Raw genomic sequence first — 20,834 nt, forward strand, 5'->3', positions numbered from 1 at the left:
AGCACAATGCTTGATCCTGCTGTTACGAAATCTGACTGACCTGGGCGCGGGAAGGTTCCCACAAAAATCCGTTCAATTGCGGCTGGCCAGAAGCCTGTCCCGGGCAGCATTACGCAATGCCGCGATGACACAAGGCTCAAGGCGTCCTTCAGCGATCAGCACGTCGCGATGCAAACCGTCAACCACATCCGTCAGCAGGCGCTTGTCATTCAACTGGGCCTGATTGAACTCGCGCTCGACCACGGTCGCGCCGATAGCATTTTTCAGGGTCACCCGACATTCGCCATGAATGCCTGACGGGGTCAATGTCACCTGATACGGGCTCAGCGCTTCACCGAGCAACAGACTGATACTTTCCATCCCGATCACCACTCAATAGTCCGAAAACAACGTGCCTGGGGCATGCCTGCAACAGATGACCACTTGCCCGAGAAGAAAGTTCTGGAGACTGACCGCAGGCGAACCTGCCGTGCAGTCAAGAGAGCATGCACGGCGAACATGACAGAGAAAAAACCCGGCCGTCACGTTTGTCGGGTGCGCCGGGCGATGTCGGCCCAGCCTCCCAACAAGCCTTTCATCTGGCCATCCGCCGTGTAAAACGGCACTGTCCACTGGTAGATATCCCTGACACCCTCCTTGAACAGCAATTGACGTTCGAAGAAACGTGCCCTGCGCGTACTCAACTGCGCCATGAACTCGGCATGCAGCAGTTCCGCGGTTTGTCTGGGCATGACATCGACCTCGATCAACTGCCGTCCCTGCATTCGGTCAAAACGTGTCGACAAGGCGTCCTCATAACTTTTGTTGCACATGATCAAACGCCCTTGCAGATCACGGACAAACATCGGGTCAGGCATGGCATCCATCAGGGCATGCTGGAATGTGAGCTGATCGTGCAGGTTCCTTTGGGCCTCGACCCGCTGCCTGACGACCACCGCCAACCGCCGGTTCCAGAGCAGGGACAACAGGCCGAACAGGCTGAGCACAAACATGCCCCAGCAGACCCACTGGTCAAGCCGCTGCCAGAGGCCAGGCGCCTGTGCCGTGGTAGCGCCACCGAACCACTTGCGGCGAAGATCGTGCAGCTCCTGAGCAGGAAAGGCCTCGAGCGCCTTGTTGAGGATGCTCAGCAACTGCGGCTGCCCCTTGCGCACCGCCAGATAATCCGCATCCCATTTGTACGGCACCACAGATCCGATCTGCAGCCGGCCCGACGGAAAAAGCTGGGCGCCGATTTCGCTCTCGATGGTGGCATAGGCTTCTCCGCTTTCAACCCAGGCACGGGCTTCGGCGTAGGTCTTGACCGAACGCAATTCGATGGACGGAAAATCGCGACGGATCATCGCTTCCAGTGCATGCCGGGTCGGCAGCACCAGCACCCGCTTCGCCAGATCCTCCAGCGACTGCACCGGCGGTGCCCCGGCCAACCCGACAAAGACCCATCCTGCACCACCGTATGCATGGCTGAAATCGAGAAACGCCCGGCGTTCGTCATTCATTGACAGCATGGTGCTCAAATCCGCCGCGCCGCTTTCCAGACGAGCCAGCATCTGATCAACGGAAAAAGACTCTTCGTAAACAAACTGCAACCCCGTCATGTCACTGATGCGCTTGAGCATGTCACTGTTCAGGCCCGTCCATTGACCATGCTCATCCTTGAAGAGGTACAACGGGTATTCCAGTGCCGTGACCACGACCCGTGGATGGCTGGCTATCCACTGCAGCTCCTGGTCATCCAGCACGACCGCTGAACGTGCAACAGTCTTCCCACGCTCCTGAATCGATGCAGGGCTTGCCCCTCCCCATTCGGCGACTCCCAGGATGCCGAATAAAACCAGCCAGCGCGCGACTGACTTGAACACACTTGTAAACCGCATTCCCATGTCCTTGGTGATCCACTCGCCTGTCCCTTCGCGGCGAGAACACGACAAGTGTGCATGCAGAAATGAAAAAGCCCGTCAGGAGACGGGCTTCAAAATGTTACAGCGCTGACCGGTTACAGCGGCTTGCCACGATTGCCATGCTGGCTGACAAAGGCCTGCACGGCCTTCAGGTCATTTGGCAATACGGTGCAACGTTCGTCTCGCTCAAACAAATCAGAAAGATGTACAGGCAGTTCGAGAGCTTTTCCTACACCGGCTTTTTCCACGGCGTCCGGGAATTTGACCGGGTGGGCGGTACCCAGGATCACCATTGGAATGTCCAGGCTACGACGACATTCGCGTGCAGCTTTCACCCCGATGGCAGTGTGCGGGTCCAGCACCTCACCGGTCTGCTCGTAGACTTCGGCGATGGTTTCGCAGGTTTGCACGTCATCCACGGCCAACGAGTCGAACAACTTGCGGGCTTCGGTCCAGCGCTCTTGCTCGACGCTGAAACCACCGCCCTGCTTGAATGAATCCATCAGTCCGGCGATAGCCGCGCCGTTGCGGCCATGCAGGTCGAACAGCAGGCGCTCGAAGTTCGACGACACCATGATGTCCATGGACGGCGACAGCGTGGCGTGCAGGGTTTCCTTGACGTACTGGTTACCGCTCATGAAGCGGTGCAGGATATCGTTGCGGTTGGTGGCGACGATCAACTGGTTGATCGGCAGGCCCATGTTGCGTGCCAGGTAACCGGCGAAGATGTCGCCGAAGTTGCCGGTCGGCACCGAGAACGCCACCGAGCGCGCCGGGCCGCCCAGTTGCAGGGCCGCATGGAAGTAGTAAACGATCTGGGCCATGATCCGCGCCCAGTTGATCGAGTTCACGGCGACCAGGCGAGTGCCCTTGAGGAAGCCCTGGTCGGCAAAGCTGGCCTTGACCATTTCCTGGCAGTCATCGAAGTTGCCTTCGATGGCAATGTTGTGGATGTTCTCACCGAAGATGGTGGTCATCTGCCGACGTTGCACCTCGGACACGCGGTTGTGCGGGTGCAGGATGAAGATGTCGACGTTTTCGCAGTGCTTGCAGCCTTCGATGGCGGCCGAACCGGTGTCACCGGAGGTAGCGCCGACGATCACCACGCGCTCGCCGCGCTTTTCCAGCACGTAGTCGAGCAAACGACCGAGCAGTTGCAGGGCGAAGTCCTTGAACGCCAGGGTCGGGCCGTGGAACAGCTCCAGCACCCATTCGTTACCGTTCAGCTGACGCAGTGGCGCGACGGCGCTGTGGGCGAACACGCCGTAGGTTTCTTCAAGGATCTTTTTGAAATCGGCGTCCGGAATGCTGCCGGTGACAAACGGGCGCATGACGCGGAAGGCCAGCTCGTGATACGGCAGGCCGGCCCAGGACGCGATTTCCTCCTGGGTGAAGCGTGGCAGGTTTTCCGGGACGTACAGACCGCCGTCGGTGGCAAGGCCTGCCAGCAGGACGTCTTCGAAATTCAGGGCCGGTGCCTGGCCGCGGGTACTGATGTAACGCATGACTGACTCCAATGGACAGTGTTCGTAGTGCCGGACCCGCACGCGAGCCCGGTCAACGATATCGGCTTAGTTCAGGTGCTCGACACGGATCCGAACAACCGGACCGACCACACCCGCCAAGGCTTCCAAAGCAGCGATGGCATCGTTGATGTGCTGTTCCAGCACGCGGTGGGTCAGCAGGATCATCGGCACCAGGCCGTCGTGCTCCTCGGCTTCCTTCTGCATGATCGACTCGATATTGATGCCGCGCTCCGACAGGATGCTCGCGACCTGAGCCAATACGCCCGGATGATCCTTGGCCTGAATGCGCAGGTAATAGGCGCTTTCACAGGCTTCGATCGGCAGGATCGGGTGAGCCGACAGCGAATCCGGCTGGAACGCCAGGTGCGGCACGCGGTTCTCCGGATCGGACGTCATGGCGCGAACCACGTCCACCAGGTCGGCGATCACCGACGAAGCGGTCGGCTCCATACCGGCGCCAGCGCCGTAGAACAGGGTCGAACCGGCAGCATCGCCGTTAACCATCACCGCGTTCATCACGCCGTTGACGTTGGCGATCAGGCGATCGGCCGGAATCAGCGTCGGGTGCACGCGCAGTTCGATACCGGCCGCGGTGCTGCGCGCCACGCCCAGGTGCTTGATGCGGTAACCCAGCGCTTCGGCGTAGTTCACGTCAGCGGTGGTCAGCTTGGTGATGCCTTCGGTGTAGGCCTTGTCGAATTGCAGCGGGATGCCGAACGCGATGGAGGCCAGGATCGTCAGCTTGTGAGCAGCGTCGATCCCCTCAACGTCGAAGGTCGGATCGGCTTCGGCGTAACCCAGAGCCTGGGCTTCGGCCAATACGTCCTCGAAGGTGCGACCCTTCTCGCGCATTTCCGTCAGGATGAAGTTGCCGGTGCCATTGATGATGCCGGCCACCCAGTTGATACGGTTGGCGGACAGGCCTTCGCGGATCGCCTTGATCACCGGGATGCCACCAGCCACCGCCGCTTCGAACGCAACGATCACGCCTTTCTCGCGTGCCTTGGCGAAAATTTCATTACCGTGAACAGCAATAAGCGCCTTGTTCGCGGTGACCACATGCTTGCCATTCTCGATGGCCTTGAGTACCAGCTCGCGGGCAACGGTGTAGCCGCCCATCAGCTCTATAACGATGTCGATCTCAGGGTTCGTGGCCACTTCGAAGACATCGTTGGTAATCGCAATACCGGTCGTTTGGAACTGAGGCTTTGGCGTGCGAATGGCAATTTGTGCCACTTCGATCCCACGCCCGGCACGACGAGCAATTTCCTCGGCGTTGCGCTGAAGTACGTTGAAGGTACCGCCACCGACGGTCCCTAACCCACAGATGCCTACTTTGACCGGTTTCACTGTGAACTCCCCATAAAACGGCCGACTCAAGGCCGGCCGTGAAAACAGCCGCATGCTCGCGGCTCTCTATTAATGGCCCGGCGATGTCGCTGCCGGACCATGATCGTCAATGGCTGCCCGTGACGATGCGAATTTACTTCGCGCCCAGCGCCAGTTTGGCGACTTGTGGCGCAGGCTGGTAGCCCGGAATGACCTGTCCGTCGGCCAAAACGATGGCCGGTGTGCCGTTCACGCCGATCGACTGGCCGAGTGCGTACTGTTTGGAAACCGGGTTATCGCACTTGGCGGCCTTGATTTCCTTGCCGTCGACCATTTTGTCCATGGCCGCTTTCTTGTCTTTCGAGCACCACACGGCTTGCAGTTGCTCGTCACCCGGCGAGCCCAGGCCCTGGCGAGGGAATGCGACATAACGCACTTCGATGCCGCGCTTGTTCAGCTCCGGCACTTCGGCGTGGAGTTTGTGGCAGTACGGGCAGGTTGTATCGGTGAATACGGTGATGTGCGACTTGGTTTCGCCAATGGCCGGGTACACCACGGTTTCTGCAACCGGAATATCGTTGATCAGCTTGGAGATGCCCAGGCGCTCGGTCTTCTCGGTCAGGTTGACCGGCTTGCCGTCCTTGAGATCAAACAGGTAGCCCTGCACCACGTACTGGCCGTCGGCGCTGGCGTACAGCACACGGCTGCCCTTGAGCTTGACTTCGTACAGACCGGGCATCGGGCTGGCGGTGATAGTCTCTACCGGCACTTCGAGCTGGAGGTTTTCCAGGCTTTTACGAATGGCTTTGTCGGCCGCGTCATCGGCGACGGCAAAGGTGCTGACCAACGCAATGGCTGCGGCGGCGAAAATCTGGGTCAGACGCATGAGAACTCCTGAAGGCGAACATATGGGACGATCAGAACGCCCGTGCCGAAACACCGGGTCATAACCGCCCATCGTGCAAACCGGTCAAGCCTATCACATAAGATTCCTGTGGCGAGGGGGCTTGTCGGATCGCCACAGGCTTGAAGCACTGAATCACCCCCGTGGATGGTGTTTGGCATGCAGATCCTGCAACCGCGCCCTGGCGACGTGCGTGTAAATCTGGGTGGTCGACAGATCGCTGTGGCCAAGGAGCATCTGCACCACCCGCAGGTCTGCGCCGTGGTTGAGCAGGTGCGTAGCAAAGGCATGGCGCAGCGTGTGCGGCGACAGCGACTTGCCAATCCCGGCGACCTTGGCCTGGTGCTTGATCCGATGCCAGAAAGTTTGCCGCGTCATCTGCTCGCCACGCTGGCTGGGAAACAGCACATCGCTGGGACGTCCGCCAAGCAGTTCGCTGCGGGCATCACGCATGTAGCGCTCGATCCAGACAATCGCCTCCTCGCCCATCGGCACCAACCGCTCCTTGCTGCCCTTGCCCATCACGCGCAGCACCCCCTGGCGCAGGTTGACCTGCTCCAGGGTCAGGCTGATCAGCTCCGTCACCCGCAGACCACAGGCATAAAGCACTTCGAGCATCGCCCGGTCACGCTGGCCGATGGCTTCGCTGAGGTCCGGTGCAGCCAACAGCGCGTCTACGTCTGCTTCCGACAAGGATTTGGGCAATGGCCTACCCAGTTGCGGCATATCGATGCGCAGGGTCGGATCGACGACGATCAGCTTTTCCCGCAGCAGATAGCGATAGAAGCCACGCACGCCAGAGAGAAACCTTGCCGTTGAACGAGGCTTATAGTTTTGCTCCAGGCGCCAGGCCAGGTGATCGAGGATCAATTCGCGTCCGGCGTTGATCGGCTCCAGGCCTTTTTCCTGCAGCCAGCCATTGAACAGAGCCAGGTCACTGCGATAGGCATCGCGGGTGTTGTCGGAAAGGCCTTTCTCCAGCCAGAGGGCGTCGAGGAACTGGTCTATCAGGGGATGATCAATGGCAGGCATAAAGGCTCAGGCAAAACCGGCAACACGGTCAACGAAGATAAATCGCAGACAACAAAAAAGCAGCCCGCAGGCTGCTTTTTTTGCATCGGAAGCTGGACTTAAGCCAGTTTTTCCTTGATGCGAGCTGCTTTACCCGACAGGTCGCGCAGGTAGTACAGCTTGGCTTTACGTACGTCACCGCGACGCTTGACAGCCATGCTGTCGATTTGCGGGGAGTAGGTCTGGAAAGTACGCTCTACGCCAACACCGTTGGAGATTTTACGAACGGTGAATGCACTGTTTACGCCGCGGTTACGCTTGGCGATAACAACACCTTCGAACGCTTGCAGACGCGAACGGTCGCCTTCCTTCACTTTCACCTGAACGACAATTGTGTCGCCCGGGGCAAAGGTAGGGATCTCTTTGGTCATCTGCTCTGCTTCGAGTGCAAGGATGATTTTGTTAGTCATGCTGTGCTCCTAAGGTAAATCGTCGGATCTACCATCGATACGTTGTTAACTATCGTCCCGCTCGCGGATGTATTCCTCGAGCAGCTTCTTCTCTTCTCCAGAAAGCGAGCGGCTTTCCAGAAGATCGGCGCGTCGTTCAAAGGTCCGACCAAGGGACTGCTGTAAACGCCAACGCCGGATGTGCGCGTGATTGCCACTTAGCAATACGTCGGGAACACGCTGATCCGCATACACCTCCGGTCGGGTGTAGTGCGGGCAATCCAGCAAACCATCCGTAAAGGAATCTTCCTCGGCGGAGTCCGCATGCCCTAAAGCTCCAGGCAGCAGTCGTGTAACCGCATCGATCAGGACCATCGCCGGCAGCTCGCCGCCAGACAGTACATAGTCGCCAATCGACCACTCTTCATCGACATGAGCATCAATAAAACGCTCGTCAATGCCTTCATAGCGGCCGGCAATCAGGATCAATGCATCCAGATTCGCCAACTCGCGTACCGCCGACTGAGTCAGCTGGCGGCCTTGGGGCGACAGGTAAATTACCTTCGCCGCCTCCCCGGCTGCTGCCTTGGCCTGAACCAGAGCATCTTCCAGGGGCTTGATCTTCATCACCATGCCCGGACCACCGCCAAACGGGCGATCGTCCACAGTGTGATGTCGATCCGTCGTGTAGTCTCGCGGATTCCAACAGGTGAGCTGCAAGAGCCCCTGTTTCACCGCACGACTGGTGATGCCGTACTCGCTGATGGCAGAGAACATCTCGGGAAACAGACTGATCACTTCTACGCGCAAGTTAGCCACGCTTAGAAATCCGCGTCCCAATCCACCTTCATCTCGCCTGCCGCCAGGTCGACAGCCAACACGCATTGCTCGGTATAGGGCAACAGGCGTTCGCGATCATCCAGGCTGCCAGCGCAAGGCTTGACCACCATGACATCGTTCGAGCCGGTCTCCAGCAGGTGATCGATCTTCCCGAACAGTTGCCCGAGGGTGTCGATGACCTTGAGACCTTCCAGCTGGTACCAGTAGTACTCGCCGTCGGTCAGTTCAGGGAACAGGTTGCGCGGCACGCAGATCTCATAACCGGCCAGAAGACGAGCTTCTTCGCGATCATCGAGACCCTTGAGCTTTGCGACCAGGAACTTGTCATTCCCGCGTCCGCTGACCAGCTCTACCTGCTTTACATTGCCGTCACGCTTGAGCGTCCAGGTTTTGTAATCCAGCAGGTTCTTAATCGGATCAGTAAAGGAGTACACCTTCACTTCGCCGCGAACGCCGTGAACAGAATAAATCTTGCCGATAACGATCAAATCATCAGCAACAGCTGGCGTCGCGTTCATATTGCTCAGGCCGCAGCCTTAGCAGATTCCTTCAACAACTGAGCAACGCGCTCAGAAGGTTGTGCACCAACGCTCAGCCAGTAGGCTACGCGCTCTTGGTTCACGGACAGACGAACTTCCTGACCACGGGCAACAGGGTTGAAGTAGCCAACCTGTTCCTTGTGCGAACCGTCGCGCGGGTTGCGGCTGTCGGTTACGGTCAAGTGGTAAAACGGGCGCTTTTTGGAGCCGCCAAGGGCAAGACGGATTGTTAGCATGTGAACATCGTTCCTGTAGTCGGTGCTGCAAATCTAAAGGCACAGCGGGCATGGGTGCCCGAAAGGCCGCATATTCTAAGGAATATCCGGACTTTTGCAAATGACTTTTTCCGGCGGTCTATCGGCCGCCATGCAGATTTGCTATAGAGCCGTCGTTGAAAACGGCCGGTCAGCTCCCGCCAAGTGCGGGTTTGCTGTGTATCCCACGTCCGTGTGGGGCTGCGCCGACCTGATGGCCGGCGCGGATTCGTGTGTCCTTTCTCGCCAATACGCTCACATTTTGGCGAGTGACTGGTGCCCTCAGGCAAGGCGCCGCGACGAGTCATAGCCCGCTATGGCGAGGAGCGGCAACGCCGCATGAGGGCACCAGACGCCGCCAAAAGTGAGCAGTATTGGCGTGAAAGGACACTATATTTTGGGCATGCCGCCGCCGGGTAACATACCGCCCATGCCGCGCATCATCTTGGCCATTCCGCCTTTTGCGGAGAACTTCTTCATCATCTTCTGCATCTGCTTGTGCTGCTTGATCAAGCGGCCGATGTCCTGCACCTGGGTACCGGAACCCATGGCGATCCGGCGTTTGCGCGAACCGCTGATCATCTCGGGATCGCGGCGTTCGGCCGGGGTCATGGAGTTGATGATGGCTTCCATCTGCTTGAATTGCTTCTCTGCCGCACCCTGGGCGTTGCCCATTTGCGCCAGGTTCACGCCACCCATGTTCGGCAGCTTGTCCATGAGCCCGCCGAGGCCGCCCATGTTCTTCATCTGTTGCAGCTGATCGCGGAAGTCTTCGAGGTCGAAGCCCTTGCCCTTCTTCAGCTTTTTAGCAAGCTTGTCGGCCTTGTCCTTGTCGAGGGTCGCTTCCGCCTGCTCGATCAGGCTGAGCACGTCGCCCATGCCGAGGATGCGCGAGGCGATACGCTCAGGGTGGAACGGATCGAGCGCTTCGCTCTTCTCGCCCATACCGATGAACTTGATCGGCTTGCCGGTGATGGCGCGCACCGACAGCGCGGCACCACCACGGGCGTCGCCGTCGACCTTGGTCAGGATCACGCCGGTCAGCGGCAATGCATCGCCGAAGGCCTTGGCCGTGTTGGCGGCGTCCTGGCCGGTCATGGCATCGACCACGAACAGGGTTTCGATCGGGTTGATCGCGGCATGCAGCGCCTTGATCTCGCCCATCATCTCTTCATCGATGTGCAGACGACCGGCGGTATCGACGATGACCACGTCGATGAATTTGAGTTTTGCTTCCTTAATAGCCGCATTGGCGATGTCGACCGGCTTCTGGCTCAGATCCGACGGGAAGAACGTCACGCCGATGTCGTTGGCCAGGGTTTCCAGCTGCTTGATCGCCGCCGGACGGTAAACGTCGGCGGACACGACCATGACCGACTTCTTCTTGCGCTCTTTAAGGAAGCGCGCGAGCTTGCCGGCGGTGGTGGTCTTACCGGCGCCCTGCAAACCGGCCATGAGGATGACCGCTGGCGGCACTGCGCTCAGGTTCAAGTCTTCGTTGGCCGCGCCCATCAGGCTTTCGAGTTCGGCCTGGACGATCTTCACGAAGGCCTGGCCCGGCGTCAGGCTGCGCGACACCTCGGTGCCTACGGCGCGTTCCTTGACCGAATTGACGAAGTCCTTGACCACCGGCAGGGCGACGTCGGCTTCGAGCAACGCCATGCGCACTTCACGCAGGGTGTCTTTGATGTTGTCTTCAGTCAGCTTGGCCTTGCCGGTGACATGGCGCAGCGTCTGCGAGAGACGGTCGGTTAAGTTTTCAAACATTGCGCGATCCTTTCAGGCCCTGTGTAGACCGGGATAATGGCGGCCCGGACCGGACTAAACGTGTGCTCGGCGAGCCTGCGGCGTGGGCAGGTCGCGGATTATAGCGAAGACTGTGGCCGGCGGACACCTCGCCGTCGGGTTGCGCGGTCTTTCGTGTGGCAGGGGTTCTATGCCAAACTCAGCGACTTTCGGGCTTGCCTAACAGGATTTATGCTCCCCTTGTCACCCAGCTTGCTAACGACCCTCGCCGCCGCCTGCTTGTATGCCGCTGCGACCATTTACCAGGGCACTCACCTGGCGTCCGGCGCCAAGGTCAACAAACGCCTGCTGGTCATGCTCGGCGTGCTCGCCGTCTTGGCCCACAGCGTCAGCCTGCTCACCCACCTGCTGACCCCGACCGGCCTGGCCCTGGACTTCTTCAGTGCCGCCAGCCTGATTGCCGTAGCAGTCATCGCACTGACCCTGCTGGCCTGCTCGCGGATTCCGGTAGAGAACCTGCTGGTCCTGCTGTTCCCGCTTGGGGCCCTGACCGTGATGCTGGCGCACTTTGCCCCCGCCGGCACGGTACAGGTCATCGATGAGGAGCCGGGCATCCTCGCCCACATCCTGCTTTCGATTCTGGCCTATGGCATGTTCACCATCGCGGTGTTCCAGTCCTTGCTGCTGCTGGTCCAGGACCACCAGCTCAAGCACAAGCACCCCTCCGGGCTGATCAAGAACTTCCCGCCGCTGCAAACCATGGAAAGCCTGCTGTTCGGTTTTCTCTGGGCCGGCTGGACGCTGTTGTCGCTGTCGCTGATTTCCGGCTGGCTGTTCGTCGAGAACCTGTTCGCCCAGCATCTGGTGCACAAGACCCTGCTGGCCTGCCTGGCCTGGGTCGTGTTCAGCGTGCTGCTGTGGGGGCGCAATCGCCTGGGCTGGCGCGGGCACAAAGCCATTCGCTGGACCCTGGCCGGCTTTTGCCTGCTGATGCTGGCGTATTTCGGCAGCAAGCTGGTTCGTGAATACATCCTGCATATCTGACGGGCGGCATTAATGGACGACTTGCCCATAGGGCCGATGCTCGCGGTAGTGACCCTGCTGGTTTTATGGTCGGGGCTGTTTACCGCCATCGAGGCGGCGCACCAGCATTTGCTGGCCCAGCGTACCGCAACGCGTTCCAGCGACAAACCGGTGGCGAAACTCAGCTTCCCCTTGGCCAGCCTGATTTTTTGCAACACACTGTGCCGTGCACTCGTGGTGGTCATCAGCACCTTGCTGGCCATTTTCACCTGGGCCGAAAACGGCCCGTGGGTCGCCTGCCTCGGGGCGGGCGCCATGCTACTGGTGTTTTCCGACTACTTGCCGCGCACCCTCGCCGCTCGCTATCCGGATGCGATCCTGGCCCAGGGCAACAACCTGCTACGGTTGCCGCTGAAAATCATCTATCCCGCGGCATGGCTGCTCACCAGCATCAGCCGCTTGCTGACGCGTCCATTTGTCCGTAAAGCCAAAGTGGTGCAACAAAGTGAGGACGAAGCGCTGACGGAACGGCATGCGCCCTCCGAAACCGTAAGCCGCCCTCACGCGCTGCCAGGCATCCACGCACTGGACAACATCACCGTCAATGACATCCTGGTACCGCGCAGCGATGTGGACGGCATCAATCTCGATGACTCCATCGAAGAAATCATCGAACAATTGCGCCACAACAAGCGTACGCGCCTGCCGGTGTTTCACAGTGATATCAACCAGGTCGAAGCCGTCCTCAACACCCGGCATATCCTGCACTTGTTGCCCGACGCAAGCCTGACCAGGGAAGCCTTGCTGGCGGCCAGCCACGAGCCGTACTTCGTGCCGGAAAGCACCCCGCTGCAGTTGCAACTGCTCAACTTCCACAAACAGCAGCGACGCTTGGGCATGGTGGTCGATGAATACGGCGAAGTGCTGGGCATCGTCACCCTGGAAGACATTCTCGAAGAAATCGTCGGCGAGTTCGAAAGCCAGCACAGCCTGGACAACCCGCACATTCACCCGCAAGCAGACGGACGCCTGGTGATCGACGGAGCCGCGTCCATCCGCGAACTGAACAAGAGCCTCGGCTGGCACCTGCCCAGCGATGGCCCGAAAACCCTGAACGGCCTGGTGACCGAGGCCCTGGAGACTATTCCCGATAGTGCGGTGTGCCTGAAGATCGGCCGGTATCGCCTGGAAATTCTCGAGACCGAGGACAACCGTGTCACGCGGGTGCTGATCTGGCAGACTAGCTCGATGCCTGTGGTTATCTAAAACCCGACACAAATCCCCATGGCCACTCAAGCCACTTGTTCGATAGTTAGCCACCTTCCTATAATCGAAGCGCTTACCCAAGCCTCGCCGGCCCCGTGCTTACCCCGCACCTCGCAGCTTCCGGCCTGTCCACCCGCAAAGCCCGCAACGAACCGACGACTGTTCCTACCTTGAACAGCGACCGTGCCTCCACCCACATCCCAGGGTTCTCGACCATAATAATTCGCTCCACTGGAGCACATGACTGTCAGGGATCACCGCATGACGACCAGCACGACTTACAGCGACTCCACACCTGCACAACCGACGAACTCCGCCACCCGCGTGGCCACTGCAAGCTTCATCGGTACCGCCATCGAGTTCTACGATTTCTATGTTTATGCCACCGCCGCGGCGCTGGTGATTGGCCCGGTGTTCTTTCCGCAGACATCTGGCACCGCCCAGATGCTGTCAGCGTTTCTCACGTTCGGCATCGCCTTCCTCGCCCGCCCCTTGGGTTCGGCCCTTTTCGGCCACTTTGGCGACCGTATCGGCCGCAAGTCGACCCTGGTCGCCTCGTTGCTGCTGATGGGCGTGTGCACCACGCTGATCGGCGTGCTGCCGGGATACGACAGCATTGGCGCCTGGGCACCGATCCTGCTGTGCATCCTGCGCTTCGGCCAGGGCCTGGGGCTGGGCGGTGAATGGGGTGGCGCGGCATTGCTGGCCACGGAGAACGCGCCGAAAGGCAAGCGCGCCTGGTTCGGCATGTTCCCGCAACTGGGTCCATCCATTGGCTTCCTGGCGGCCAACGGCCTGTTCCTGACCCTGGCCGTGGTGCTGGACGATGAACAGTTCCGCTCATGGGGCTGGCGTATTCCGTTCCTGCTCAGCGCCGCACTGGTGATGGTCGGCCTGTACGTGCGCCTCAAGCTGCATGAGACCCCGGTATTCGCCAACGCCATGGCGCGCCAGGAACGGGTGAAGATCCCGCTGTTCGAGCTGTTCGGCCAATACTGGATGCCAGTCTTGCTGGGCGCCGGCGCGATGGTGGTGTGCTATGCGCTGTTTTACATCTCTACGGTGTTTTCCCTGAGCTACGGCGTAGCAACGCTCGGCTACAGCCGCGAAACCTTCCTCGGCCTGCTGTGCTTCGCGGTGCTGTTCATGGCTGCCGCCACCCCGCTGTCGGCCTGGGCCAGCGACCGGTACGGGCGCAAGCCGGTACTGATCGTCGGTGGCGTGCTGGCGATCCTGTCCGGCTTCCTCATGGAACCGCTGCTGACCCAAGGTTCCACCTGGAGTGTGGCGCTGTTCCTGTGCATCGAACTGTTTCTGATGGGCGTGACATTTGCGCCCATGGGCGCGCTGCTGCCGGAACTGTTCCCCACCCACGTGCGCTACACCGGTGCCTCGGCGGCCTACAACCTGGGCGGTATCGTGGGCGCCTCCGCGGCGCCCTTCTTCGCCCAGAAACTGGTGGCGATGGGTGGACTGAGCTATGTCGGCGGTTATGTATCCGGGGCGGCGGTGCTGAGTTTGATTGCGGTGCTGTGCCTGAAGGAAACGCGGCATAACGATTTGAATCAGGTCGCCTGACAGATCGCTTTAGCGGGCAAGCCCGCTCCCACAGGTCTTTTGTCGAACCACTATTTTGTGATCGACACTGATCCTGTGGGAGCGTGGCTTGCCCGCGATGGCGTCATTGCAGACAAAACGCCCCTCGATAAACCACAACTTTTCCCAAGCCCATTGTCACCTCGCTCTACGCGCATCGGCTCATCCCCGCTATACTTCCCGGCTTTTCCTGAATAAATGCCAATAGGGTCCCGCCGCGCATGGATAAGACCTACCAGCCGCACGCCATTGAAACTTCCTGGTACAACACCTGGGAGTCAGAGAATTACTTCGCCCCGCAAGGCGCGGGCGAGTCCTACACCATCATGATCCCGCCGCCGAACGTCACCGGCAGCCTGCACATGGGTCACGGCTTCAACAACGCGATCATGGACGCCCTGATCCGTTTCCGCCGCATGCAGGGTCGCAACACCCTGTGGCAGCCGGGCACCGACCACGCCGGTATCGCCACACAGATGCTGGTCGAGCGTCAGCTCGAAGCCAAGGGCCAGAGCCGCCACGACCTGGGCCGCGAAAAATTCCTCGAGAAAGTCTGGGAATGGAAGGATGAGTCCGGTGGCAACATCAGCCGCCAGATCCGTCGCCTCGGTTCGTCCGTCGACTGGAGCCGCGAGCGCTTCACCATGGACGACGGCCTCTCGGAAGCTGTTAAAGAAGCTTTCGTACGCCTGCACGAAGACGGCCTGATCTACCGCGGCAAACGCCTGGTCAACTGGGACACCAAGCTGCACACGGCGATTTCCGACCTCGAAGTGGAAAACCACGACGAGAAAGGTTTCCTGTGGAACCTGAAGTACCCGCTGGCCGATGGCGCCAAGACGGCTGAAGGCAACGATTTCCTGATCGTCGCGACCACTCGCCCGGAAACCATGCTCGGCGACTCCGCCGTCGCGGTGAACCCGAACGACGAACGCTACAAAGCCCTGATCGGTAAATTTGTCGAGCTGCCACTGGTTGGCCGCCGCATCCCGATCATCGCCGACGATTACTGCGACCCTGAATTCGGCACCGGCTGCGTGAAAATCACCCCGGCCCACGACTTCAACGACTACGAAGTCGGCAAGCGTCACAACCTGCCGTTGCTGAACATCTTCGACAAGAACGCAGCGGTCCTGCCGGCTTGCCAGGTGTTCAACCTCGACGGCACGCTGAACGAAACCATCGACGGCAAGATCCCGGCCGAATACGCCGGTCTCGACCGCTTCGAAGCACGCAAGCAGATCGTGGCTGCGTTCGACGCTGCCGGCCTGTTGGTCAGCGTTGACGATCACGCCCTGAAAGTGCCGAAAGGCGACCGTTCCGGCACCGTCATCGAACCGTGGCTGACCGACCAGTGGTACGTGTCCACCAAGCCTTTGGCCGAACCTGCGATCGCCGCCGTTGAAGACGGCCGCATCCAGTTCGTGCCGAAACAGTACGAAAACATGTATTTCTCGTGGATGCGCGACATCCAGGACTGGTGCATCAGCCGTCAACTCTGGTGGGGCCACCGCATTCCGGCCTGGTACGACGAGTCGGGCAAGGTCTACGTCGGTCGCGACGAAGCCGAAGTGCGTGCAAAGCACAACCTCGGCCCGGACATTGCGCTGCAACAGGACAACGACGTTCTCGACACCTGGTTCAGCTCGGGCCTGTGGACCTTCTCCACCCTCGGCTGGCCGGAAAAAACCGAATTCCTGAAGAAATTCCACTCCACCGACGTCCTGGTGACTGGCTTCGACATCATTTTCTTCTGGGTTGCCCGGATGATCATGCTCACCATGCATCTGGTGAAAAACGAAGACGGCACGCCACAGGTTCCGTTCAAGACCGTTTACGTTCACGGCCTGGTGCGTGACGGCCAGGGGCAGAAGATGTCCAAGTCGAAGGGCAACGTCCTGGACCCGCTGGACATCATCGACGGTATCGAGCTCGAAGCCCTGGTGCAGAAGCGCACCTCCGGCATGATGCAGCCGAAACTGGCGAAGAAGATCGAGAAGCAGACCCGCGACGAGTTCGCCGAAGGCATCGCCAGCTACGGCACCGACGCCCTGCGCTTCACCTTCTGCTCGCTGGCGTCCACCGGTCGCGACATCAAGTTCGACATGGGCCGCGTCGAGGGCTATCGCAACTTCTGCAACAAGATCTGGAACGCCGCACGTTACGTGCTGGACAAGGGCGAAGACTGCGGCCAGAACGGCGAAGCCTATGAGCTGTCCCTGGCTGACCGCTGGATCATTTCGCAGCTGCAACGCACCGAAGCCGAAGTGACCCGCCAACTCGACCAATTCCGTTTCGACCTGGCGGCACAAGCGCTGTACGAGTTCATCTGGAACCAGTACTGCGACTGGTACCTGGAACTGTCCAAGCCTGTGCTGTGGGACGAAAACGCTCCGGTTGAACGCCAGCGCGGCACCCGTCGCACTCTGGTGCGCGTACTGGAAGTCGCCCTGCGCCTGGCGCACCCGTTCATGCCGTTCATCACCGAAGAAATCTGGCAGCGCATCGCGCCGCTGGCCGGCATCGAAGGCAAGACGATCATGCTGCAACCTTGGCCAGTGGCCAACGAAACCCGCATCGATCAGGCGGCCGAAGACGACATCGAATGGCTCAAGGGCCTGATGCTCGGCACCCGTAACATCCGTGGCGAAATGAACATCGGCCCGGGCAAACCGCTGCCGCTGTTCCTGAAGAACGTCAGCGCCGAGGATCAGCGTCGCCTGGCCGAAAACGAAGCCCTGCTGAAGAAGCTGGCGCGCCTCGAATCGATCACCGTGCTGACTGCCGGCGAAGAAGCACCACTGTCCGCCACCGCACTGGTCGGCGAGATGGAAGTGCTGGTGCCAATGGCCGGCCTGATCGACAAAGGTGCGGAGCTGGCGCGTCTGGACAAGGAAATCCAGCGTCTGCAAGGTGAAGTGCAACGTGTCGGCGGCAAGCTGTCCAACGCCGGCTTCGTCGACAAGGCGCCAGCCGAAGTCATCGAGAAAGAACGCGCCAAACTGGCCGAGGCTGAACAGGCCCTGGGCAAGTTGGCCGAGCAGCATGCGCGGATTGCCAGCCTGTAACGGCGGATCGCAATGAAAAAGGGAGGCTCAAGTGGCCTCCCTTTTTTTGCCTGCCACTTCCCGACTAACCAAAGAAGATCCCTGTGGGAGCGGGCTTGCCCGCGATGAGGCCATCACATCCAACATATGTGTTGTCTGACACACCGCCATCGCGAGCAAGCTCGCTCCCACAGGGTTATGTGCTGATTGCTACAGTTGGGTTCACATTGGCCGGATGTGGGACAATGCCCGCCACTTTCAGCCATACCCGAATCGACCACCGCCATGACCGCCCCCCGCTCCCCCAAGCCTGCGCGCAAAAAGCCTGCCCCGAAGACCCCGGCCACGGCCGTCGCTCCGAAGGAGAAGGCCAGCCTGCACCCGCGCAATCGCCATCAGGGTCGCTACGACTTTCCGGCGCTGATCAAAAGCACGCCGGAACTGAAAAAATTCGTGATCATCAATCCGTACGGCAAGGAAAGCATCGACTTCGCCAGCCCGGAGGCCGTGCGGGTGTTCAACCGGGCGCTGCTCAAGTCGTTCTATGGCATCGCTCACTGGGACATTCCCGCCGACTACCTGTGCCCGCCGGTGCCAGGCCGTGCCGATTACGTGCACTTCCTCGCCGACCTGCTGGCCAGTGGCAATGACGGCGTGATCCCCCGTGGCGCCGCCGTGAAGGTGCTGGACATCGGCATGGGCGCCAACTGCGTGTATCCGCTGATCGGTTACAGCGACTATCGCTGGCAGTTCCTCGGTTCCGATATCGATGCGACCGCCATCGCCGCGGCGAAGGCCATCGTTCAATCCAATGGCCTGAACAAAGCGATCCAGGTACGCCAGCAGAGCAACCCCAAGCAGATCCTCACAGGCCTGTTGGAGAGCGCAGAGCGCTTCGACCTGACCATGTGCAACCCGCCATTCCACGCCTCGCTGGACGAGGCTACGCGGGGCAGCACGCGAAAATGGCGCGCCCTGGGCAAAGCCGATCCGAAACGCAAGCTGCCGGTGTTGAACTTTGGCGGCCAGTCGGCCGAGTTGTGGTGCGAAGGCGGAGAAGTACGCTTCGTGACCCAACTGGTCAGCGAAAGCGTGCAGGTCGCTCAACAGGTGCTGTGGTTCAGTACATTGGTGTCAAAGGCATCCAACCTGCCGGCGATCCAGACCGCCCTGAAAAAGGCCGGCGCCCTGGAAAGCCAGGTAGTGGAAATGTCCCAAGGGCAGAAGCAGAGCCGCTTCGTCGCCTGGACCTTCCAGACCAAAGCGCAGCAACAGGCCTGGCGTCAGGCACGATGGAGCAACGCTCAAGCGTAGCGAGCGCTTTATCGCGCCCATAAAAATGTATGGTCAGCCCGTCTCCTGCAACCTCTTTGGCTGTTTTCGGTAAAGCTGGCTTGCGCTAATGTATTCGGGCTCGTTGTGAGCGTTGCTGTAACAACGCTCGGCCCTCGATGAGTAGCCGCTCCCGACTGTCCTGAAAAAACCGTCAGCCTCTAAAGCTGATTTTTGTGCCAGGTTCTCAGTCGGGCCATATGCCGTTTACTGTCATCAGTCAGTGACGTCGCAAAAGCCGGTGGTAAAGCTGTAGGTTCAAACGTTCGGATGTGGGGCGTACTGGCCGCCTTTGGCCAGTACCGCCCACACGATTCGCGCCAGTTTGTTCGCCAGCGCGCAGGCGACAACATTGGCGTGTCGACGCGTTAGCAGTTCTCGAACCCAAGGCCCAAGGGCATCTTCCCGCTTATCGATATGCTGCATGAGGGCCCGCGCGCCCTGCACCAGCAGTTGGCGTATGTGCTTGTCGCCACGTTTGCTGATCCCCTGCAGCACCGTCTTGCCACCCGTTGAGTACTGTTTCGGCACCAGCCCTAGTGAAGCGGCAAAATCACGACCACTTCGATAGTTCGACGCATCGCCCACATCGGCCAATACCGCGCTGGCGGTGATGGGACCAATACCTGGAATACTCTGCAGACGACTCCCGGCATCATCTTCTTTCAACTGCTGTTTCAGGTCGGACTCGATGTCCTTGATTTCATCATTGAGCTGTTGAATTTGACGATGAAGACGCATCACCACACCCTTCAGGCGTACTGGAACGGGGTGTTGTGGATCGTCCAGCAGCGCTGGCACGCGGTGCAACGCAGTGACTCCAATAGGCAGGCTGATCCCGAACTCCAGCAGAAAGCCATGAATCTGGTTGGTCGCCACTGTGCGATGGCCAATCAATGATTCACGGACCCGATGCAGGGCTGAAAGCGTTTGCTGCTCTGCGGTTTTGATCGAGCAGAAGCGCATGGCGGGGCGGCTCGCCGCCTCGCAAATCGCTTCGGCATCAATGAAGTCGTTTTTGTTGCCTTTGACGAATGGTTTGACGTACTGCGGGGCGATCAGCTTCACCTCGTGGCCCAACGCACCGATCTGTCGAGCCAGCCAGTGGGCGCCGCCGCACGACTCCATCACCACCGTGCAGGCCGGTAGCTGGGCCAATGTACTGAGCAATTGGCCGCGGTTGGTTTTTTTGCGCAAGACCTGGTGGCCTTTAGAGTCCTGGCCATGCAAGTGGAAACTGTGTTTGCCGATGTCGATACCGAGAAGCGTCATCGTGTTCATGAGAGATCCTCCGGCCGAAAACGAGAAAAGCCCTGCAAGCGTAAACCTGCAGGGCTTCTCGGTCAGGCTGACCATCTCATTAAACCGTGCCCGGATCGCTCCGGCGCACGGTTTTTCTTAACAAGTCTTACTTGTTAACAGCGTCGGTCAGGCCTTTGGCCACAACCAGCTTGATCACTTTCTTGGCAGCGATTTCGATGGCAGCGCCAGTCGAAGGGTTACGGCCGGTACGGGCAGGACGCTCAGTCACTTTCAGTTTGCCGATACCTGGCAGCGTGATTTCGCCGCCGTTTTCCAGCTGATCGGCAACGATTTGGCCCAGTTGGTCCAGAGCGTTACGCGCGGTGGTTTTCGGCGCGTCGATAGCTTCAGCGATGTCGGCGATCAGTTGGTCTTTAGTAAGAGCCATTTAGTGTTCCTTCCCTATCAAATTCATATGGATTGCAGAGTGCAATGTCAGCCATCGAGCCCGATCTTCTGGATCTGGCACCCTCGGCCAAATAACCTCGGGATCGGGGTTATAGATACCGAAATCAGGGTTTGGTTCGACCTGACAAATGCTGACTGCACGCTTAACGCAGTGACTTCGCGCAAGACCGGGCAAAGCTAGCACACAGACGTGGAAATATCCGCCTCTAGCTACCCATTTGGTCAGCTTTATTGCGCTAAAACAGGAAAAAAACGCATAAGAACCGTCGGTCGCCTGCCAATTGCCCTTCGCACCGCGCCAAAACCAGTGGTTGCGGTACACTGAGCGCTTTTTCGGGGGAGCACGCCCTCCTCTCCTCAT

General features: G+C 59.6%; 18 protein-coding genes. 5 read left to right on the forward strand and 13 right to left on the reverse strand.

Annotation, left to right across the window (positions count from 1 at the left end; all coding sequences use genetic code 11):
- Nucleotides 1-72 precede the first annotated feature (72 nt).
- The 11 genes from PPUTUW4_RS22435 to ffh all read right to left on the reverse strand — a co-directional run bounded on the left by PPUTUW4_RS22435 (nt 73) and on the right by ffh (nt 10,520).
- On the reverse strand, nt 73-360 hold the full coding sequence (locus PPUTUW4_RS22435) for a DUF3509 domain-containing protein (protein ID WP_015096700.1): 288 nt from the start codon (nt 358-360) through the stop codon (nt 73-75).
- A 161-nt stretch (nt 361-521) separates the two neighbouring features.
- Nucleotides 522-1,877, reverse strand: a complete 1,356-nt coding sequence (locus PPUTUW4_RS22440) for a transporter substrate-binding domain-containing protein (RefSeq protein WP_015096701.1) — start codon at nt 1,875-1,877, stop codon at nt 522-524.
- Nucleotides 1,878-1,996: 119 nt separating this feature from the next.
- Nucleotides 1,997-3,406 (reverse strand): threonine synthase, encoded by a 1,410-nt coding sequence (thrC, locus tag PPUTUW4_RS22445; protein WP_015096702.1) that lies wholly within the window; start codon nt 3,404-3,406, stop codon nt 1,997-1,999.
- A gap of 66 nt (nt 3,407-3,472) precedes the next feature.
- Nucleotides 3,473-4,777, reverse strand: a complete 1,305-nt coding sequence (locus PPUTUW4_RS22450; RefSeq protein WP_008053502.1) for a homoserine dehydrogenase — start codon at nt 4,775-4,777, stop codon at nt 3,473-3,475.
- A gap of 133 nt (nt 4,778-4,910) precedes the next feature.
- Entirely contained in the window at nt 4,911-5,642 is a 732-nt protein-coding gene (gene dsbC, locus PPUTUW4_RS22455) for a bifunctional protein-disulfide isomerase/oxidoreductase DsbC (RefSeq protein WP_015096703.1), read from the reverse strand.
- A gap of 153 nt (nt 5,643-5,795) precedes the next feature.
- A complete protein-coding gene (gene xerD, locus PPUTUW4_RS22460; protein WP_015096704.1) occupies nt 5,796-6,692 on the reverse strand; it encodes a site-specific tyrosine recombinase XerD in 897 nt (298 codons plus the stop codon).
- 98 nt (nt 6,693-6,790) lie between these two features.
- Nucleotides 6,791-7,141 carry a 50S ribosomal protein L19 gene (gene rplS, locus PPUTUW4_RS22465; protein WP_003175895.1) on the reverse strand — a complete coding sequence of 117 codons (351 nt, stop codon included), beginning with the start codon at nt 7,139-7,141 and terminating at the stop codon, nt 6,791-6,793.
- A 45-nt stretch (nt 7,142-7,186) separates the two neighbouring features.
- The gene (gene trmD / locus PPUTUW4_RS22470; RefSeq protein WP_007897583.1) at nt 7,187-7,939 is read right to left on the reverse strand and encodes a tRNA (guanosine(37)-N1)-methyltransferase TrmD; all 753 of its coding nucleotides are present in this window, start codon (nt 7,937-7,939) and stop codon (nt 7,187-7,189) included.
- A 2-nt stretch (nt 7,940-7,941) separates the two neighbouring features.
- A complete protein-coding gene (rimM, locus tag PPUTUW4_RS22475) occupies nt 7,942-8,478 on the reverse strand; it encodes a ribosome maturation factor RimM (protein ID WP_007972729.1) in 537 nt (178 codons plus the stop codon).
- 5 nt (nt 8,479-8,483) lie between these two features.
- Nucleotides 8,484-8,735 carry a 30S ribosomal protein S16 gene (gene rpsP, locus PPUTUW4_RS22480; protein WP_007972721.1) on the reverse strand — a complete coding sequence of 84 codons (252 nt, stop codon included), beginning with the start codon at nt 8,733-8,735 and terminating at the stop codon, nt 8,484-8,486.
- 408 nt (nt 8,736-9,143) lie between these two features.
- Nucleotides 9,144-10,520 carry a signal recognition particle protein gene (ffh, locus tag PPUTUW4_RS22485; RefSeq protein ID WP_015096705.1) on the reverse strand — a complete coding sequence of 459 codons (1,377 nt, stop codon included), beginning with the start codon at nt 10,518-10,520 and terminating at the stop codon, nt 9,144-9,146.
- 210 nt (nt 10,521-10,730) lie between these two features.
- On the opposite strand from ffh, the gene ccsA reads away from it, so the two are divergent.
- The 5 genes from ccsA to rlmF all read left to right on the forward strand — a co-directional run bounded on the left by ccsA (nt 10,731) and on the right by rlmF (nt 18,745).
- The gene (gene ccsA, locus PPUTUW4_RS22490; RefSeq protein ID WP_015096706.1) at nt 10,731-11,543 is read left to right on the forward strand and encodes a cytochrome c biogenesis protein CcsA; all 813 of its coding nucleotides are present in this window, start codon (nt 10,731-10,733) and stop codon (nt 11,541-11,543) included.
- A gap of 12 nt (nt 11,544-11,555) precedes the next feature.
- Nucleotides 11,556-12,788 carry a transporter associated domain-containing protein gene (locus PPUTUW4_RS22495; protein ID WP_015096707.1) on the forward strand — a complete coding sequence of 411 codons (1,233 nt, stop codon included), beginning with the start codon at nt 11,556-11,558 and terminating at the stop codon, nt 12,786-12,788.
- Nucleotides 12,789-13,049: 261 nt separating this feature from the next.
- Entirely contained in the window at nt 13,050-14,366 is a 1,317-nt protein-coding gene (locus PPUTUW4_RS22500) for an MFS transporter (protein ID WP_015096708.1), read from the forward strand.
- A 239-nt stretch (nt 14,367-14,605) separates the two neighbouring features.
- Nucleotides 14,606-17,452 carry a valine--tRNA ligase gene (locus PPUTUW4_RS22505; protein ID WP_015096709.1) on the forward strand — a complete coding sequence of 949 codons (2,847 nt, stop codon included), beginning with the start codon at nt 14,606-14,608 and terminating at the stop codon, nt 17,450-17,452.
- A gap of 264 nt (nt 17,453-17,716) precedes the next feature.
- Nucleotides 17,717-18,745, forward strand: a complete 1,029-nt coding sequence (gene rlmF, locus PPUTUW4_RS22510) for a 23S rRNA (adenine(1618)-N(6))-methyltransferase RlmF (protein ID WP_015096710.1) — start codon at nt 17,717-17,719, stop codon at nt 18,743-18,745.
- Between the two features lie 276 nt (nt 18,746-19,021).
- Here the strand turns inward: rlmF and PPUTUW4_RS22515 are convergent, their stop codons facing one another.
- Both PPUTUW4_RS22515 and PPUTUW4_RS22520 read right to left on the reverse strand, forming a co-directional pair.
- Nucleotides 19,022-20,044 (reverse strand): IS110 family transposase, encoded by a 1,023-nt coding sequence (locus PPUTUW4_RS22515; RefSeq protein ID WP_015093890.1) that lies wholly within the window; start codon nt 20,042-20,044, stop codon nt 19,022-19,024.
- 127 nt (nt 20,045-20,171) lie between these two features.
- On the reverse strand, nt 20,172-20,453 hold the full coding sequence (locus PPUTUW4_RS22520) for an HU family DNA-binding protein (RefSeq protein ID WP_007905514.1): 282 nt from the start codon (nt 20,451-20,453) through the stop codon (nt 20,172-20,174).
- Nucleotides 20,454-20,834 lie beyond the last annotated feature (381 nt).

The organism is Pseudomonas sp. UW4 (genome assembly GCF_000316175.1).
GTDB lineage: Bacteria > Pseudomonadota > Gammaproteobacteria > Pseudomonadales > Pseudomonadaceae > Aquipseudomonas > Aquipseudomonas laurylsulfatiphila.

Coding starts and splice junctions, on each gene's coding strand:
- rplS (WP_003175895.1), bottom strand. CDS start 7,141: ATGACTAACAAAATCATCCTTGCACTCGAAGCAGAGCAGATGACCAAA.
- PPUTUW4_RS22440 (WP_015096701.1), bottom strand. CDS start 1,877: ATGCGGTTTACAAGTGTGTTCAAGTCAGTCGCGCGCTGGCTGGTTTTA.
- PPUTUW4_RS22495 (WP_015096707.1), top strand. CDS start 11,556: ATGGACGACTTGCCCATAGGGCCGATGCTCGCGGTAGTGACCCTGCTG.
- rlmF (WP_015096710.1), top strand. CDS start 17,717: ATGACCGCCCCCCGCTCCCCCAAGCCTGCGCGCAAAAAGCCTGCCCCG.
- xerD (WP_015096704.1), bottom strand. CDS start 6,692: ATGCCTGCCATTGATCATCCCCTGATAGACCAGTTCCTCGACGCCCTC.
- ffh (WP_015096705.1), bottom strand. CDS start 10,520: ATGTTTGAAAACTTAACCGACCGTCTCTCGCAGACGCTGCGCCATGTC.
- ccsA (WP_015096706.1), top strand. CDS start 10,731: ATGCTCCCCTTGTCACCCAGCTTGCTAACGACCCTCGCCGCCGCCTGC.
- rimM (WP_007972729.1), bottom strand. CDS start 8,478: ATGAACGCGACGCCAGCTGTTGCTGATGATTTGATCGTTATCGGCAAG.
- thrC (WP_015096702.1), bottom strand. CDS start 3,406: ATGCGTTACATCAGTACCCGCGGCCAGGCACCGGCCCTGAATTTCGAA.
- PPUTUW4_RS22520 (WP_007905514.1), bottom strand. CDS start 20,453: ATGGCTCTTACTAAAGACCAACTGATCGCCGACATCGCTGAAGCTATC.
- dsbC (WP_015096703.1), bottom strand. CDS start 5,642: ATGCGTCTGACCCAGATTTTCGCCGCCGCAGCCATTGCGTTGGTCAGC.
- PPUTUW4_RS22515 (WP_015093890.1), bottom strand. CDS start 20,044: ATGAACACGATGACGCTTCTCGGTATCGACATCGGCAAACACAGTTTC.
- PPUTUW4_RS22500 (WP_015096708.1), top strand. CDS start 13,050: ATGACGACCAGCACGACTTACAGCGACTCCACACCTGCACAACCGACG.
- PPUTUW4_RS22505 (WP_015096709.1), top strand. CDS start 14,606: ATGGATAAGACCTACCAGCCGCACGCCATTGAAACTTCCTGGTACAAC.
- PPUTUW4_RS22435 (WP_015096700.1), bottom strand. CDS start 360: ATGGAAAGTATCAGTCTGTTGCTCGGTGAAGCGCTGAGCCCGTATCAG.
- rpsP (WP_007972721.1), bottom strand. CDS start 8,735: ATGCTAACAATCCGTCTTGCCCTTGGCGGCTCCAAAAAGCGCCCGTTT.